Source organism: Bifidobacterium favimelis (assembly GCF_037963085.1).
In the GTDB taxonomy this organism is placed as follows: Bacteria; Actinomycetota; Actinomycetes; order Actinomycetales; family Bifidobacteriaceae; genus Bombiscardovia; species Bombiscardovia favimelis.
In genome coordinates this window covers 360,637-377,820 of sequence record NZ_JBANDZ010000001.1, presented here as the reverse complement: position 1 = coordinate 377,820, position 17,184 = coordinate 360,637, and the positions used below count along the sequence as shown (strand labels likewise).

Here is a 17,184-nt window from a genome sequence, read left to right as displayed (position 1 = left end):
GGGACGCCGGCCGTCATAGCGTGACGGCCGAGGGATCATCCCCGCCTACGCGGGGAACACAGCCCTTCGAGGATGGTTGATTCGAGTTCCGGGGGATCATCCCCGCCTACGCGGGGAACACGACATCATATCATATGAACCATTTCCTAGAAAGGGATCATCCCCGCCTACGCGGGGAACACTCGAACCGGTCGCCCAGCAGGAAGGTCCGGCCGGGATCATCCCCGCCTACGCGGGGAACACACCGCAATCCAGAAGGGTTGGCACAACAACCTGGAATCATCCCCGCCTACGCGGGGAACACATTCATGGACGCTTTGGAAAACGGGATTTTCAAGGATCATCCCCGCCTACGCGGGGAACACAATGGTGACACGTTGTCGGGCATAGCCGCGAAAGGATCATCCCCGCCTACGCGGGGAACACAATGGTGACACGTTGTCGGGCATAGCCGCGAAAGGATCATCCCCGCCTACGCGGGGAACACCCCAGGTACTGGGCCGTCAGATGCCCCGACCAGGGATCATCCCCGCCTACGCGGGGAACACCGGTTTTCCAACATTGCTGTGCTGTCTATACCAGGATCATCCCCGCCTACGCGGGGAACACTGGGACGCCGGCCGTCATAGCGTGACGGCCGAGGGATCATCCCCGCCTACGCGGGGAACACTGGGACGCCGGCCGTCATAGCGTGACGGCCGAGGGATCATCCCCGCCTACGCGGGGAACACACATCCATAGGGAACAGTGACAGCTCCATACGGGGATCATCCCCGCCTACGCGGGGAACACCAAAAGAATGATTGTTCCGGCACATGTTTTTGAGGATCATCCCCGCCTACGCGGGGAACACTCGTCGTTCCACTGGGCCTCTTGGCCCAGGTGGGGATCATCCCCGCCTACGCGGGGAACACGCCAGGCAGAACAGGTTGGGTATAGGTTCGTTGGGATCATCCCCGCCTACGCGGGGAACACATGCCGAGGAAAGTGGAGTTTATGATTCTGTCGGGATCATCCCCGCCTACGCGGGGAACACGCCGACTCCTTCGGCAAGAAAATCGGCAAGGCAGGATCATCCCCGCCTACGCGGGGAACACCACGGCCTCCCCTTCCCCCCGCGTCCGCGTCCGGGATCATCCCCGCCTACGCGGGGAACACACGTACGCCGTGCCGGTCCCGTCCCTGGCCGTGGGATCATCCCCGCCTACGCGGGGAACACTTCGCCTCATCCAGGGTCTTCGCATCACGGGAGGGATCATCCCCGCCTACGCGGGGAACACCTCCTGCAAAGCCCTGTTCTCGGCCGGGTAGTAGGATCATCCCCGCCTACGCGGGGAACACGCCGGCCGCGTCGATGGCGGCCACGGTGGACTGGGATCATCCCCGCCTACGCGGGGAACACTCCGCCGCATGGAGGTCCGAATGCGAATTCTCGGGATCATCCCCGCCTACGCGGGGAACACTCATCTACGGATACATCGAGCAGCCCAACATCGGGATCATCCCCGCCTACGCGGGGAACACACTTGCGAATCCCAATGATAGCAAGGCCTTGGTATTGGCACGAACACCGTTCTTATTCAGTTTGCGTTATCGCGTGTCCGCTACCGTAATTATCTTCGTATCCGCTTGCACGAGTGTTTCTGCCAGCACGGTGTCAACAGGACTGCGCACCTGATCATTCTTGTCCATTGAACAGCTCTATGCACAATAGGGCGACGGCCGAAGCGACAGGCCCGTCATGGCTGACTGATAGATGCCAAATCATAGCGATATCATCAGCATTCCCTTTCGACTGTTCAGACTGCCACTCATTCGGGGAAAGCCGAGAAACCGTATGGTGAGAACCTGTATCGAGACAGTTCTCTTCATTATTGGAGTATCCACCCGCAATTTCCTCATTACGGTCCGTCTCGAAGCAAGCCCGCTCCCCCATGCCGGACCGCACGGACGCCATCAGCTCCGACTGGACATCCTCCCGCAGGTGGACCCCGGGCCGCCCGCGGCTGTCGTCCAGTATCTCCACGCCGGCCCAGGGGAAGTCATCGACGGTATAGGGGGCGGGCCTGTCACCCAGTGCCTGGGACCAGGCCTTGAGCACTGCCTCCTTGCCGGCCCAACGCACGGCCAGGTGGGCTGTTTCACTGTCATGCTTGAGTTCAGCCCTCATGGCGGCCTGGCGGAGCTCACGAGGAGAGAAAAGGGAGTGCATGCGGGACCCGGGCAGGGCCAGCTGTTCGGAGAAGCCGTCCAGATCCACCACGTCGTGGCCCAGGCCCAGCACCTCTGTCATCCCATACGGCAATCGCATGATTCGAGTATAGACATCCCCGGTCCTCCACCATCGTGCACGGGTTCGCACAGATGGGGTGGAGGAACCGGGGAAAAGCTGATTGCTGCGGGAAATCGGAAGCCGGAACCTGCCTGCGGGGCGATCAATGGCCGGCTCTGAAAATTCTCTGGTCCTCCGACGGCGCTTATCCAGGAAGCGTCCGGATTCTTCCGGAACAGGCGATCATGAATCATCCCGAAGCATCCGCCGACCCCACTACCCCGACGCTGCCGTGGGAATTACCCGACAGCGGCGGGGTATGCAGGCTGACATGGGTCACCCCAGGGTGAAGGGGGACATGCAGGTCACAGTGGCAGCGGAGCCGGTGGCCTCCTTGTGATCCTTGGACTCACCGTTGACCAGGACGTCGCAGGTCACCTTCTGGTTGGGGTCCTGGTTCATCACATCTCCCATGACAATGAGGCTGTGCATCTCATTGGCCTGGTCCCCGGTGATGTCCTTCTGCCAGGTCTTCTCGAACTTGTCCTGGCTGGAGGACCCTGCAGGACCATAGGTGGCTGTGGCATTGCCTGTGGCGGTGGCCTTGAGGGTTATCGTCTTCTCCTTGGGCTTGTCCGTGTCGGTCTTGGCCGTGTCATCGGTCTTGGCCGCATCGTCATTCTTCGCGGCATCGTCCTCCTTGGCCGTATCCTTGGAGGCGTCCTTTTTAGCCGATTGGGATGTCGAGGGGGACCCGCTCTTGGAGTGCGAATCCGAATTGTTGGACAACCCGCCTCCCATGGCCAGAGGAATGATCAGGGCCAGGATGGAGAGAACCACCCCGGCAATCGCCATCCCCTTGCCCTTCTTGCCATGGTTCTTCCCAGTGACGAACAGTCCGACAACGGCCAGCACCAGTGCGATGGCGCCCAGGATGTATGTCACGATGTTGATGAGGGGGATGAAGGAGAAGATGAACGCCACGATGGCCAGCACCAAGGAGCTCACTGCGAGGGCGCTCGTCCCCTGCGGGCGGTTCGGCTCCCCGTGCGATGGATACTGCCGAGGACCAGTGGGCCCACCGGGCTGGGCAGGTGGAATGGGCTGGCCGGACTGAATGGGCTGGCCGGTGGCGAACTGCCGCGTTCCGCCATCCTGGCCGGGCTGGGCAGGCTGTCCGGCCTGGAAGCGCTCGTATCCGCCCGCCTGAGCAGGGTCTTGATACCGGCCGGGACCGTCAGACCCGTTCACGTCAGAACCGCCATTGCCGCCCTGGTAATCATCACTCATAACATGACTCCTTCATCTCTCTGTCACTTGACTTCGTGGTCTCCGCCACATGCCTTCATGGCACGCGACATCGCTCCGTCGTCGTATGAGGGCCTCTGTGAATACCTCCCAGTCGGGCACAGCCCGGTCTGACTGCCTTCCGGACCGAGCTGATTCGAGGGGAGGCACTCCTTCACTCACCGCTCATCCGCTGAGCGACAATCCCATCAGCCGACGGATACGAGCCTAAGGAAGGATACCACAGAAAGAAAGTGTACGAAGGGGACGAACGACCTGCCCTTTCGGGCAGGAGGGCAGGAGGACACGGACCCGATGGGACAGTGACGCGCGGGAGGACATGCGTTTAATCTTGGAAGATGTCGATGGCAAGACCCGACCTCCGACATGGTAGACGTCCTGACAGGGTGTCATCGCCGGACCGGTTCTGATGAGAGAAGAGACAGGGGTGGAGAATGACCTGGTTGCGCGCCTTCGCCCATAGACTTGTTCAGGCCGACCCGGATGATCTGGTGCCTGTGCGCACACGCCTGTGGTGCACGGTCGTCATGTCCGTCTGCGCCACCCTGACGGCCCTGGGCCAATCTGCCTGCATCGCCAGCTATCAGATGGAGCGCAAGGCCGAAATACCCATCTTCTGGAGCGTGGTCTCCTTCATCGTTTCCACCTGCCTGCCCACCCTGATCATCATCAGACGGGACCGGCAGCCCTACGCCGCCTGCCTGGTGGCCGGCCTGGCCTCAGCCCTGCTCGCCTTCGACTCCCTGACGGCCCTCATGACGATGACCTCCATGGTGGCCCGGCGCAAACGGCTGGACAGGTTGACCCTGTGCTGCTCATGGTCGGCGCTGGCCACCGTCATCGCCTTCTGGCGCGACCTGTCGATGCCGGGCAGGACCTCCTTCATCATGATCTTCTTCACGGTAAAAGGGTCTCCTTCCCCCAACCACCTGCCTATCGGCCTGGCCCTGTGGACGGTCATGTTCGCCCTGGCACTGGCCGTCGGCATCTACATACACATGCACACGGCCACAGAACAGGCATCAGCACAGGCCAGCGCCGCCAGGGAGCGTAGCAGCGAACTGGAGGCCAGCCTGGGGGACCAACGTGTGGCCGACGCCATCGCCGTGGAGACACACGACACCCTGGCGCACAGCCTCTCCCTGATCGCCCTCAACGCCAGCGCTCTCAAGGTGGAGGCGGACAAGCTGGCCCAGGCACAATCGCCCGCCGGCCCTGACGACTGGCACAGGAAGGCGCTGGAGGCCATCTCCCAGAGGGCCGACGACATACGTCAGCAGGCGGCCGGAGCCCTGGACGAGACCCACAGCGTGATCGACATGTTGCGTCACCCCGACCAGGTCATACGGGAGATACAGCCCGACCCGCAGACGTCACTGACCAGGCAGTCCCTGGATGACATCTGCCGGGAGAGCCGGGACACCGGCATGTCCCTGAACACCTGGATAGACGTGCAGAATCTGAGCGACCTGGACCCGGCCGTGAGCAAGGTGGCCTACAGGACCATCCAGGAGGGACTGACCAACGCCCGCAGGCATGCGCCCGGGATGCCGGTCTCCCTGGAGGTGACCGCCCTGCCGGACCAGGGGGTCCATGTCCATCTGACCAACCCGATGCCCAGGACCGCCCCGGCGCAGGGCCAGGAACACGTCGGAGGCAATGGGCTCAAGGGCCTGACGGCCAGGGTGGCCGCCTGCTCGGGCCAGTGCGCATTCGGTCTGGATGGTCATGGCCAGTTCAATCTGGACGTGGTCCTCCCCTTCCGCAAGATCGCCGCCCGCCAGGAGTGACCGGAGGGGCAACCGGAAGATAGGGCCGCACCGGATTCAACACCGGGCCGGGCCCCGCCGAATCGAGCCCCATCCGCTCAAGGCGCTCAGGATGATTTCCGCCCCGCTCCCCCCCCCCGCCGGTCCGATGACCCTTCCTGGGCCGACAAAACGGACGGACCGTCTGCCGATGAACCGCCCCGCCTGCCGCCCATTCCGGCCCGCCTGGGTAACATAGGGGGCATGAAGCAGGATCAGCCGGGCAGGGACCCGCACATGGACGTGGACGAGAATGGCGGTAAGAGGACCATAGCAGTCAGCGTCGTGGATGACGACCCGATGATCTGCCAGACCATGCAAGTCATCATCGATGATTACTCCCAGGGCCGGGTGAAGGTGGTCTCAACGGCCTTGAACGCCGCCGACGCGGTGGAACAGGCCAAGCAGGAGAAACCCGATGTCGTCCTCATGGACCTGGCCATGCCCGGTTGCGACGGAATAGAGGCCACCCGCCTCCTTCGCCGCCTGGACCAGCCGCCGCACGTGCTGGTCCTGACCTCTCTGAGCCCCTCGCAGACCATTGAAAAGGCCGTGGAGGCAGGCGCAGAGGGTTTCATATCGAAGACCGATCCGCCCAAGGAAATCATCCAGAGGATCATCGGAGCCTGCCACGGCGAGCCCCAGTTCAATGCCGCCAGCACCCGCCAGCTGATCCACCGGCTCTCGGGCAGTCAGCCCATGACAAGACGTGACGAAGCCCGCGCCCTCCTGGACACCCTCAGCGAGCGCGAGCGCCAGGCCGCCCTCTTGGCAGCCCGGGGAATGACCAACCAGGAGATCGCCGACCACATGTACATCAGCGAGCGGACGGTGAAGGCCCACCTCTCCTCAGCCTGCGAGACCCTCTCTATGGGAAGGGTGCAACTGGCCCGTCTGGTCGAACGCGCCGATCTGGACAACTGAAGGGCGCGGGGGCCGGTGCGGGTCCTGGCCGGCTGGAACCAGGCCCTCCCGAGAAGCTTGTGCGGGCTTGGCCCCGTGCGGCGGCCGGTTTTCAGTCCTGTTGCATGACTGCCATGCCATATCAACGGACACGGCGCTCCCATCAGGAAGTCGGATTGAAGGAGGCCGAGCAAACCAACCCCCTGATCAGCAACTGTGGGCAGATTCCATCAGGAAGCTGGCGCGAACAGGACCAACAGCCTTGTCCCCTCGCTCTGGGTGCAGGCGAGCTCGTGATCACCGCCGACGATTGAGGACTCAGCAAAGGCAAAGAAGTTCTTCCCCTGTCCTGCCGGGTAATTGAGGTCAGAGGATGAGGACCGCATGGCTTTGCCATCGACGGTGCACCGCCCTGCATCCACCTTGCGCAGGTCCGGCCTCATCGCAAGGAGGTAGACGGTACCCTTCTTCTTGGCGGAAATGGTCACCTTATCGCCGTCCCCGGTCAGGTCGTATTTCTTCATTGCGGCGAATCTGCTGCTGACATCTTCCAGACTCGGCTCCGAGCGGGTGGAACCCCGGCATCCGGCGAGGGAAACAACCCCGAGCATAATCGACAGAACCAGTGCTGGCAGTCTTGTCTTCAAGGCTTCCCCCTATCAGAATCGAACCATGCAATGCCCAGCGCACTACGGGTATTGCCAAGTTGGGGCAAATACTACCAGACATTCCTTCTCAGCACCAGAGACTCTTGGCAGCTCGTTTGGAGTCCGGAACCACCCGAGTCATCCGCTTCTTCGAAGACCATCCAAATCTGGGTTCAAGGTTGCCTCGCCTTAGACCGCCGACGGAACCGGTCAGAACCGGAAAGTCGGCATGACGAAGGGTTCGTTGATCCCCCCGTGCATGAAGAAGGCCACGACGATGGCCAGGAGGCTCATGACCAGGCCGAAGACGACCATGACCTTGCCCTTGTGCCTGCCGCCGCTCCTGGCGAAGAAGAAGCCCAGAAGAGAGCAGATCACACCTATCGCACCCAGGCAGATGGCCACCAGGTCGATGCTTTTGAAGAAGGACGCTATCAGGCTGATGATGCCGATGACCAGGCTGACGATGGCCATGGAGCTGATCGGGCGCCTGTCCTCGCCATCCGAGCCGTCGTCGCCAGCGGTGTCCTTGTTCTCCCCGTCCTTGTATTCACTCATCATGTTCCCCTCTCTTCGTGCCCATGGACCGCAGTATGCATCCGGGTCCACCTGCCAATCGTATGCCCGGCCGGCCGGGAACCGACCCATATGGGCCACCGGCGCGCCAGGCCGGGCGGGGCATCGCCACCGCCCGGCCTCCGACGGGACCGGTCACCGTCACGGCCTGCCCGGGTCAAGCCTTACATACTGCCTGCCTGCAGGCAGGCAGACCACATGAGAGAGGGGGTGGGGGCCTGCCTGGCAGGTCCCCACCCCTCTCTCAGAGCCGGACGACGGACGGCTCAGTCAGACCCGTAGCACCCATCGGCTCCCAGACGGGCATCGGGGTCCAGCAGCATGGCCTTCTCGACATCATGAGCCCTGTATCCGTGCCCGTCCTCATGGAAGCGGCGGTTGTCGATCGGCTCGTAAAGGGCGGCCCGCCCCATCCTCCCCTTGAGGAGGTGGTGCTGACCGGCGGACAGACGGGCATTGGCCCGCCGCCGCCAGTCTTCCAGGGCCTCTTCCCCACTGCTCCTGGCCACGGCCGCCTCGAAGGCGCCCGGGCTGACGATGGCCCCTATCCCCGAGACGTGGCCGAAACCGAGGGAGGTGACCAGGCCGGCCTTGATCCGCCCCACCTTCAGGGGCTCTTCCAACCAGACCATGTGGTCGTCCTCCATGAGTTCGGGGTCCACGCAGTCCAGGGAGGCGTTGGCGGGGACCACACCCGACCGGAAGAGCTGGGTCAGCCCGTTGATCTGGAAGACGCAGGCCCCTCCCTTGGCGTGGCCGGTCAGGCTCTTCTGGGAGATGACGTAGAGGGGGTTGCCGTCCGTCCGCCCGATGGCGTGGGCCAGGGTGTTGTGCAGTTCGGACTCGTTGGGGTCGTTGGCCCCCGTGGAGGTGTCGTGCTTGGAGACGACGGCGATCTCGTCCGGACTGACACCCAACCGGGCCAGGGACCGGACCAGGTCGGAGTCCCTCCCTCCCATTCCGGCGGCCAGGGCTCCCAGGCCGGGTGCGGGGATGGAGGTGTGGGCGCCGTCAGCGAAGGAGTGGATGTAGGCGACCACGCCGGCCACCGGCAGACCCATCTTCAGGGCTATGTCACCGCGTGTCAGCAGGATCGTGCCTCCCCCCTGGGACTCCAGGAAGCCGCCGCGACGGCGGTCGTTGGCCCTGGAGAAGAAGCGGGGCTGGATCCCCTTGGCGTACATCTCGGCGGAGTCGGCCGTGGCGTTCATGTTGCCGAAGCCGATGACCGATTCCACCCCGATGTCGTCGATGGCCCCCGTGACCACGAAGTCCGCCTTGCCCAGGGCGATCTTGTCAGCCCCCTCCTCAAGCGAGACGGCGGCCGTGGCGCAGGCCGAGACCGGCTGGACCATGTTGCCGTAGCCGCCGATGTAGGACTGCATGACATGGGCGGCGACCACGTTGGGCAGGGCCTCCTGGAGGATGTCGGTGGGAATCTCCCTGCCCAGGAAACGGTCCAGGTAGAGCTTGCGCATGGAGGCCATGCCTCCGAACCCGGTCCCCTGGGTGGAGGCCACCTTGGAGGGGTGGACCGCCTGGAGGATCTCCGTGGGCGTGAATCCGGCCGACAGGTAAGCGTCAACCGTGGTCACGATGTTCCACAGGGCGATTTCGTCCACATCCCCGACCATGGAGGCGGGTATCCCCCACCTGACCGGGTCGAACCCCTTGGGGAACTGGCCGCCCACGGTCCTGCTCATGGTGGCCCTGCGGGGCACTCGGATCATGGAACCCGCGTGCCTGGTCACCGTCCACTCCCCGGTCTCCTCCTCACGGACCATGTCGGTGTGGTCCGCATCCTGGTCCACGTACTCCCTGGCCAGGTCCTCGGTGGGTACGGAGAAGGCCACGTCATGGTCCAGGAAGACCTCGGCCTCCTCCTGGTCGGTCCCGTCGCGGTAGTCGGAACCCATCCCCTCTTCGAAGGGGCGGATGCCGGAACGGGCCACGACCTGGTCGTGGTAGCGCTCGGCGATCTCCTCCTCCGGAACCAGGTCGCCCTCGGTGTCATACCAACCGGGCTTGGGGCTGTCCTGCCACTCGACCAGACCCATGTTCCAGGCCAGCTCGAGCACGGCGGCGGCCGACAGGTCGACACGCCCGTCCGGATGGATCCCCATCTCGGCTTCGAACCGGGTGCGGCCTGAACCCCATGGACCCATCTCCCCGATGGAGACGATGACGATCTCGTCTTCCGGCCTGGCGGTGACCCCCTCCCAGTCTGCCAGATCGACGGGGGCCTGGACAGGTTCATCCGGGGTGGGCAGGGCCTTGATCATCCTGTCGGGTTCGTCCTTCTGCCCACCTGTGGTGCCGGCGGGCCTGCCGGCCGCCTGCGAACCGTCCTGGTCTGTCTGGGCAGCCTGGGAACGGGCCGCGGCCTCGGACTTCAGGGCCTTGAGGTCCAGGGGTTCCCTGCCCAATCCACCGGTCAGGTCGACGTTGATGGGGGCCACGGCGGCCTCCCGACGGGCCTGCACAGTGCACAGGTCCAGCAGTTCGGAGGCTATCTCCTGCGTGGAGTAGGTGCGGATCCCATGGGATTCGACCACGTCGACCAGGGGGTCGTTGCCACCCATGAGGCCGGTCCCCCTGACCCAGCCGATCCGGGGGTGGGCGAAGGTGACCCGGTCGGACCAGTCACGCTCGCTATGGGCCCGGTTGACGATGGCGTCGAAGGCGGACTTCACCTCGCCGTAGGCGCCGTCCCCTCCGAAGACCCCGCGGTTGGGGGAACCGGGCAGGACCACGTGGAGGCGGTGCTCCACATCGGTGTCGGCCCCGATCCCCGAGAAGCCGGCGATCTGACGCTCCAGGCTCCAGAGCATGAGGCGGGCCTGGGATTCGAACAACCTGCCCGAATCGGCCAGGGTCCCATGCATGGGGGGAGCCGCAAAGGGCAGGAGGAGGGTGGGCTCATAGGCCGGTTTCAGAATCGTGGTCTTGGCCCCGCTGGTCTTCTTGCTGACCGTGCCCACCCAGTCGACCAGGGCATCCACGTCCCTGTAACTGGACAGGTTGGCCTGCACCAGCCAAAGACGGGCCCGACCGCTCGCATGGGTCCGGTAGAGGCGCTTGGCCCACTGGAGGGTCTCAGGCTTCATGCCGAAGGAGGTGGCGACCACTGTGGCTCCCCCCTCCAGAAGACCCGCGACCAGGGCCCCTGCGATGGAGTTGGGGGCCGCCCCGGTCACCACGGCCACATCCGAGGCGAAGCGGGAGGCTGCGGTATCGTCGGCCACCGGTTTCATGGCCTCGTCGGCTATGCGGGCGAAGGCCCCGGCCAACTCCATATCGGACCGGGCGGAGGCCTGGGATGCATACCAGACGGCCTGGTCGTGGATTGTCCGTCCGGAACCCAGGAAGGAGTCGGAGAGCCTGTCGGTGTCCCGTTCGTAGTAGATGTGCGCAAGATCCTCGCGTGCGGAGGCCCACCGGTCATCCAGGAGGACGGCCTTGTCGGCGTCGAAGCAGGGACTGACCTGCTCGGGCCAGTCGCTGCCCAGTTCGGCCTCGACAGCGGCCACGACGGCGGCATCCTCGTCCTGGCCGGGCACTACCTGGGGCTTCTTTACGCCCAGCTGGTCCAGAAGGAAGCGGGCGGTGGAGGCCAGGACCCCCTGGGAACCGGTGACCGAAGCCGCAAAGGCATCCAGGGCCGCAGAATCGACCACGGCCCCACCGGTGCCGCCCGATGCGGACGGGAGAGAAACGGCGACCCCATGGGCCTGGGCCACATCCTGGACGGCCTGGTCGATCAGAGCGTTGGCGGCCGCCTGGGAGGAGACGGTCTCGGTGGGCAGCAGGGCCAGGTCGCCCCCGCGGGAGGAACCCCCCTGGCGGGTGTCCAGGACCAGGGCTGAGACGACGGCGGCCGCCCAGCCCGGACCCAACTGCCAGGTGTCGGTCACCCGTTTCTCCACCTGCTGCAGTTTCATGCCGGAGGGACCGAAGAGGTCACGGACCCGTTCACGCACGATGTCCGAAAGGACAGGGCCGAAGGGGCGGTAGTTGGGGGCCACCTTGTCGACCAGGGCGGCCAGGGCGGCCATGTCGGCCTCGGCGGCCCCGTCCACGCTGGCCACGCCCAGCTCGGAGCTGATGTCCATGAGGAGCTGGTTGCGCCTGGAGGAGACGCCGTTGGTCAGCGTGTCGGTGGTGTCGCTCTGCCCGATCTGATCCACCCGGATCTTGGTCGAGTAGGCCAGGAGGGTGGTGATGGCATCGCTGGCCCGGAAGTGCAGGTCGGCCACGTCGGCACCCGAGGGGCCGCCGGCTGCCGGGGAGGGCGCGGGGGGCTCCGCCATGGCCGATGCGGGGGCGGGATCCGGGGAGGATGCGGCCGCCTGGGCCGACGGACCCTGCTGGGCAGTCTGACCCTGCTGGGCCTGATCTGACGCGGAGGGCTGGGCCTGGTCCTCCCCCTCGTCCTCATCCTGGACCAGGGGGTCCGTGTCGGTCAGATAGACCCTGCTCTCATCCCTGCCCACGTTGTAGACCGTCACATGGCGATCGCGGAAATCAGGCAGCTTCAGGGTCCGGGAGGCCATGTTGGCCAGGGTGGGCGAGTGCCCAAGCCCCACCTCGACCACTTGCTCAACGCCCAGGCCGCCCTGCTGCTCGTCGCCGAACATGAGGGCCTGGGTCTCGATCCACCTTACGGGGGAGGCGAACTGCCAGGAGAGGAGCTCGGTCAGGAGGAGACGGCCCAGCTTCTGGTCGTCGGCCGCATAGGCATCCCACACGGCCGGATCGTCCAGGGCCTCCTTGATCCGGGTGGAGGGGACCACCTCGAGGATGGAGGCCGCGAAGTCACGGTTCATCTCGAAGGGCCGGGCCACCAGGTTGGGGATGTAGCGCCCCTCCAGGCGGGAGTAGTCGATCCGCTCAGGAAGGAGGGCGTCGAGGGTGTCCCGGAACTCCGGGACCCCCTTGCGCAGGAGGGAGGAGTGGAAGGGGACGTCGATGCCTGGCACGTACATGAAGGCCAGCTTGCCGCCCGCCTCCTTGGCCCGCCTGTCGGCATCCCGGCGCAGGTGCTCCAGGCCGGCGATGGTGCCCGCCACGGCATACTGCTGGCCCGACAGGTTGTAGTTGACGATTTCCAGGAACTCACCGCAGGCCTGGGAGACCGAGGCCACGTACTGCTTTACGCCCGAGTCGTCCAGACCGAACTGGTTGGGGCGCAGGGCCCCCATCCTGTAGTTGCTGCGGCCCTGCTCGTCGCGTTCGATCAGGGAGTGCATGGTCGAGCCCCGGTGGAAGACCAGCTCGAGTACGGTCTCCAGGGACATGACCCCGGCGAAGGAGCTCAGGGCGTTGTACTCCCCCAGGGAGTGGCCGGCGAAGTAGGCCGGCCAGATGTCGCTGCCCGACTCTCGCAGGCGCTCGGTCTGGGCGAAGGCCACGGTGGCCAGGGCCACCTGGGTGAACTGGGTCAGGTTGAGCAGGCCGTCCGGGTGGTGGTAGGTCACCCCCTTGGCCGTCAGCTCGGTCGGGTTGTCACGCACCACTGCCAGGATCGAGAAGCCCAGCTTGTCCCGGGTCAGGGCGTCTGCCCTCTCCCAGGTGCGGCGGGCCGCGGGGGACTTGGCCCTCTCGTCCAGGACCATCCCCTGCTGTTGGATCCCCTGGCCCGGGTAGACATAAGCCGCCTTGGGCGGGCGGGCCAGGGCCGTTCCACGTGAAACCAGCTGGCCGTCGATGCGGCAGGTCACCTCGAGGACCAGGCCGCCGTGGTTGACCTTGCCCACTCTTTCGACGGAGATCTCCACCTGGTCGCCCAGCTGGACCATCCCGTACATGTTGTAGGTCCAACCGGCCAGCTCGTAATGGGCACCCCTGTCGTCGGTGGCCTGGGCCGCATACTGGGCGGTGGCAGACAGCCACATCCCATGCACCAGTGGGGCCTTCAGTCCGGAGACCGCCGCCCCACGCACGGAGGTGTGGATGGGGTTGAAATCGCCCGAGGTTCGGGCGAAGGCGGTCATGTCAGTGGGGGCCTTGACCTTGACCCTGCGCAGGAGGCGGCGGGGCGTGTCCAGGATGTCCGCCCGGATGCCGCCGTACTCGGGGGCCTCCTCTGGCAGACGGTCGCTGTAGGCGCGGCCACGGATGGCGAACCGCTCGACCTCCCGGGCCAGGACCCGGCCATCGGCGGCAGTGTGGACCACGTGGATGGTGACCACCCGGCCCGAGGCGGATTCCTGGTAGTCCTCGGCCCAGGAGGTCAGGTCCACTCGCTCGCCCGTGTGTGACAGGAGCTCCTTCTCCGTCACCTCCAGCTCGATCAGGTGATCCAGGTGGACTGCGTTGAGCAGTCCTTCGATGATGGGGAACCCTTCGACATAGACGGATCCCAGTGCGGCGTATATGGCCGGCCAGGCCGGGCCGACCAGGGCGTCCGGGGCGATCCTCGAGGCGATGAGACCGTCTGGCAGGGCCCCGCCCGTGGCGGCTTCATGGTCCAGGCCCAGGTTGGCGGACAGGGTGTAGGAGGTCCTGGCCTGTCCGAAGGGGTAGGTCCGCCTGTCATCCACCTGTCGGATTTCGGGCATGGCCTCCAGGCGGTCACCTGTTATGGCGGTGTTGCCGATTCCGGCAGTGTCGGCCAGCATGGCGTAGACGTGGCGGGGCAGGCTCTCCCTGTCGACCACTGGGGCCAGTCCGGGGCGGGAGGGGTCGACTGTCAGAGGGACGACGATGTCGCGCACGGCGTGCTTGTCAAGGCCACCACCGGGTTCTTGGTCCCAGAAGGTGTCGAGATGGATGTCCAGGTCGTACCGCTCAAGACCGTCCCGGCAGCCCGTGGCCCGTATTTCATAGGCCCGGTCGCCCATGGGGGTCCCGTAAGCGGGGTTGTCCATCAGGTGGCCCACCCAGGAGATGTCCGGACTGCGACGGATGAACTCCTCGGCGGTTCCGGCCTGGCCCAGCTGGCTGTATGCCTGTCTGGGGACCGGATCCATCCGTTGGACCCGGTCGATGACGGCCCCTTCGAAACGGCCCAGGATGGAGGCCACGGGTTCGTCCACTGTGGTGATGCCGGCCACGGAGATGGGGCCGGGGATGGCGCGTACGGTGTCTGCGGGGTAACGGGGGTCCTCGGACTGCCAGAGCTGGTCCTGCCCCCACCAGCGCAGGAGGTCGTTGTCGATGGCCGGGACGAAGGGCATGGGCTTGGCGTACTCACGCACCAGGACCGGGAACCAGGCCACGTCGGTGGGAACAACCTTGATCCTGCCCGCCTGGGGGTAAGCCTGCCGGAGCCTGTCCAGGGCCTGCCCGGGCTCGGCCACATCCTCACGGGAGGCGAAGATGGACTCGAACTCTCCGCTCTCCCTGACGCTGACGCGGGCCTCGATCCGACGCAGGAGGTGGAGGAAGCGGTCGATGTAGGTGGGGTCGGCCCAGGGGTAGGAAAGCTGGGCGAAGCGCTCGGCCCACTCCTGGTAGGTCATGGACTCCAGGTCGCCGAAATAGGGCTTGGCGGTCCTGTCGAGAGCCGCGATGATCTCCTGACGCCGGGTCTCCAGCTCCTCCGGGTGCTTCATGACCCGCACCAGGAGACGGCCGCAGACGGCGGAGGAGTTTTCTATCTCATAGATGTCGGCATGCAGATGGCTCAGGCCGGACCCGACCCCGCCCACGGACTTCCCGCTGGGCACCCAGGTCTCCCCCATGGGGGCGAAGGGGTCGGGATCGGGCCGGGCGGTGTCGATGCCGGGGGTGGCGACCAGGGCCCGCTTGACCTCGGGACTGGTGTGGGCCTCCTTCGCCGTCATGGCCGCCGTTCCGATCAGGACGCCGTCGACGGGCATCCCCGGCAGGTCGTAGACCTTGGACCACTGGCCGGAGATGTAGTCGGCCGCCCGATCCGGGGTTCCGATGCCCCCGCCGGCCACCAGGACGATGTTGGGGCAGGCGCGGACCTCCCCATAGGTGGTCGTCAGGAGGTCATCCAGGGACTCCCATGAGTGGTGGCCGCCGGCGGCCCCGCCCTCCACCTCCATCAGGATTCGGGTGGGGGCCACCCGCTTGGCTATGGCGACGACCTGGCGGATTTGGTCCACGGTGCCGGGCTTGAAGGCCACATAGGGGAAGCCCTCTGAATTGAGCTGGCCTATCAGCCTGACGGCCTCATCCAGGTCTGGGATCCCGGCCGAGATGACCACCCCGTCGATGGGGGTGCCTGATTCGCGCTTTTTGGAGACGATCCTCTGGGAGCCGAACTGGAGGTTCCACAGGTAACGGTCCATGAACATGGCATTGAACTCGACCGTCCGGCCCTCTTCCAGCTCCTCCTCCAGGCTGGCCACATGGCGGTCGAAGACCTCGGCGGTCACCTGGCCCCCGCCGGCCAGTTCCGCCCAGTAACCGGCGTTGGCGGCAGCCGCCACTATCTCCGGCTCCACCGTGGTCGGGGTCATCCCGGCCAGGAGGACCGGGGGCTTGCCGGTCAGGGTGCTGAAGGCTGTGGCGACCTTGGGGCCGGCCGGGGTGTCGAGGAGGATGGGCTCGAAGTCCCTCCAATCCTGGGTGCGGTCCGGGTCGTCCTCCCTGGTGGAGAGCCCGGCCCTCTGGGCCTGGGTGGCCGCCTCGACCACGCCCACACCGGTCCCCTGGACCAGGGTGTCGACCAGCTTGCCCAGGGTCTCCCCCGGGCCGATGTCGACCAGCCACAGGTCGGCTGGGTCCCTGTCGGCCATGAAGGCCCCCACCTGGCCTGCCCAGTCGGCGTGGTTGACCAGGACCTCCTGGGCCAGGAGGCGGGCACGGCCGGCGTCCAGACCGCAGCGGCCGGCCCAGTCCACGGTCTGCTCCACGGCCCGCTCCATCAGGGGGGAGTGGAAGGGGAGGGTAACATCCAGGTACTCCAGGACGGGGGCAAAGGCGGTGCCTCCACGGACCTTCTCCTCGCGCAGCTTGCGTTGGTGGGCGCTCTCCTTGTCGGCCTCCACGCAGAAGGCCGCCAGGTCCTCCGGATAGCCGGAAAGGACCAGGTGTCGGCGGGAGTTGGTCACGGCCACACTGATGGGGCCGTGCCGGCCGGCCACCCGGTCGATCAGGATCTCGACCTGGCGGCGGGTGGCCCCCTTGACGGAGAGCATGGGGGTGGCCTGGCCCCGGCGGTGGATGGAAAGGTTGCGGGCCTGGCGGGTGCCTGCGGTCCCCATCAGCATGGCGATGGCCAGGATCTGGTCCACCCCCTCGGCGGCCGCCTCGACGGAACCGGCCTCCTGCATGGCCTGGACCATGTGCACACCCAGAATCCCCTGGGAATGACCCAGAAGGGCCGTCGGCCGGGTCCGGGCCGGGTCATAACCCAGCTGGGAGAGGTCCATCAGGGCCCCAAGCTGGACCAGGGCTATGCCTGGCACGCTGGCGGCGGCATCGGCGGCCGCCCCCAGGCTGACGGGGTTGGGCTTGTACCCGAAGAGGTCCACCCTGCGGCCGTTGGTGGCCAGAAGATCCGGCCTGACCGGCGTCAGAAGGTCACTGACGGCCTTCATGTGCCCCTCCAGGCGGGCACGTATGCCCGGATCTCCGGTCAGGTCGGCCAGGGCCGTGGTCCAGGGGGTGGACTGGCCTGCGAACATGAGGGCGTGGGGGCTCTCACTGAGGCGGTTGATGAAAAGTGGGCTGTCGGTCATGATGTCCTGTCGTT

At 65.8% G+C, this 17,184-nt stretch carries 7 protein-coding genes and 1 CRISPR repeat array (1 of these 8 only partly in view); of the genes, 2 read left to right on the top strand and 5 right to left on the bottom strand.

Annotated elements, in window-relative coordinates:
- Positions 1-1,524: a CRISPR direct-repeat array (repeat unit 29 nt; unit sequence GGGATCATCCCCGCCTACGCGGGGAACAC); it reaches 397 nt to the left of the window's first position.
- A 154-nt stretch (positions 1,525-1,678) separates the two neighbouring features.
- Both V6584_RS01380 and V6584_RS01375 read right to left on the bottom strand, forming a co-directional pair.
- Complete coding sequence (locus V6584_RS01380; RefSeq protein WP_340486121.1) at positions 1,679-2,311, bottom strand: 4'-phosphopantetheinyl transferase superfamily protein; 633 nt, start codon at positions 2,309-2,311, stop codon at positions 1,679-1,681.
- A 297-nt stretch (positions 2,312-2,608) separates the two neighbouring features.
- The gene (locus V6584_RS01375; protein ID WP_340468657.1) at positions 2,609-3,562 is read right to left on the bottom strand and encodes a DUF4190 domain-containing protein; all 954 of its coding nucleotides are present in this window, start codon (positions 3,560-3,562) and stop codon (positions 2,609-2,611) included.
- Positions 3,563-4,014: 452 nt separating this feature from the next.
- On the opposite strand from V6584_RS01375, the gene V6584_RS01370 reads away from it, so the two are divergent.
- The gene (locus V6584_RS01370; RefSeq protein ID WP_340468656.1) at positions 4,015-5,370 is read left to right on the top strand and encodes a sensor histidine kinase; all 1,356 of its coding nucleotides are present in this window, start codon (positions 4,015-4,017) and stop codon (positions 5,368-5,370) included.
- Positions 5,371-5,592: 222 nt separating this feature from the next.
- Complete coding sequence (locus V6584_RS01365) at positions 5,593-6,312, top strand: response regulator transcription factor (RefSeq protein WP_404802580.1); 720 nt, start codon at positions 5,593-5,595, stop codon at positions 6,310-6,312.
- 209 nt (positions 6,313-6,521) lie between these two features.
- On the opposite strand, the gene V6584_RS01360 is transcribed toward V6584_RS01365, so the two are convergent.
- From V6584_RS01360 to V6584_RS01350, 3 genes are all read right to left on the bottom strand, one after another.
- A complete protein-coding gene (locus V6584_RS01360; RefSeq protein WP_340486120.1) occupies positions 6,522-6,815 on the bottom strand; it encodes a hypothetical protein in 294 nt (97 codons plus the stop codon).
- A 333-nt stretch (positions 6,816-7,148) separates the two neighbouring features.
- Positions 7,149-7,496 (bottom strand): hypothetical protein, encoded by a 348-nt coding sequence (locus V6584_RS01355; RefSeq protein WP_340468654.1) that lies wholly within the window; start codon positions 7,494-7,496, stop codon positions 7,149-7,151.
- A 284-nt stretch (positions 7,497-7,780) separates the two neighbouring features.
- Positions 7,781-17,170, bottom strand: a complete 9,390-nt coding sequence (locus V6584_RS01350) for a fatty acid synthase subunit beta domain-containing protein (RefSeq protein ID WP_340468653.1) — start codon at positions 17,168-17,170, stop codon at positions 7,781-7,783.
- Positions 17,171-17,184: the final 14 nt, after the last annotated feature.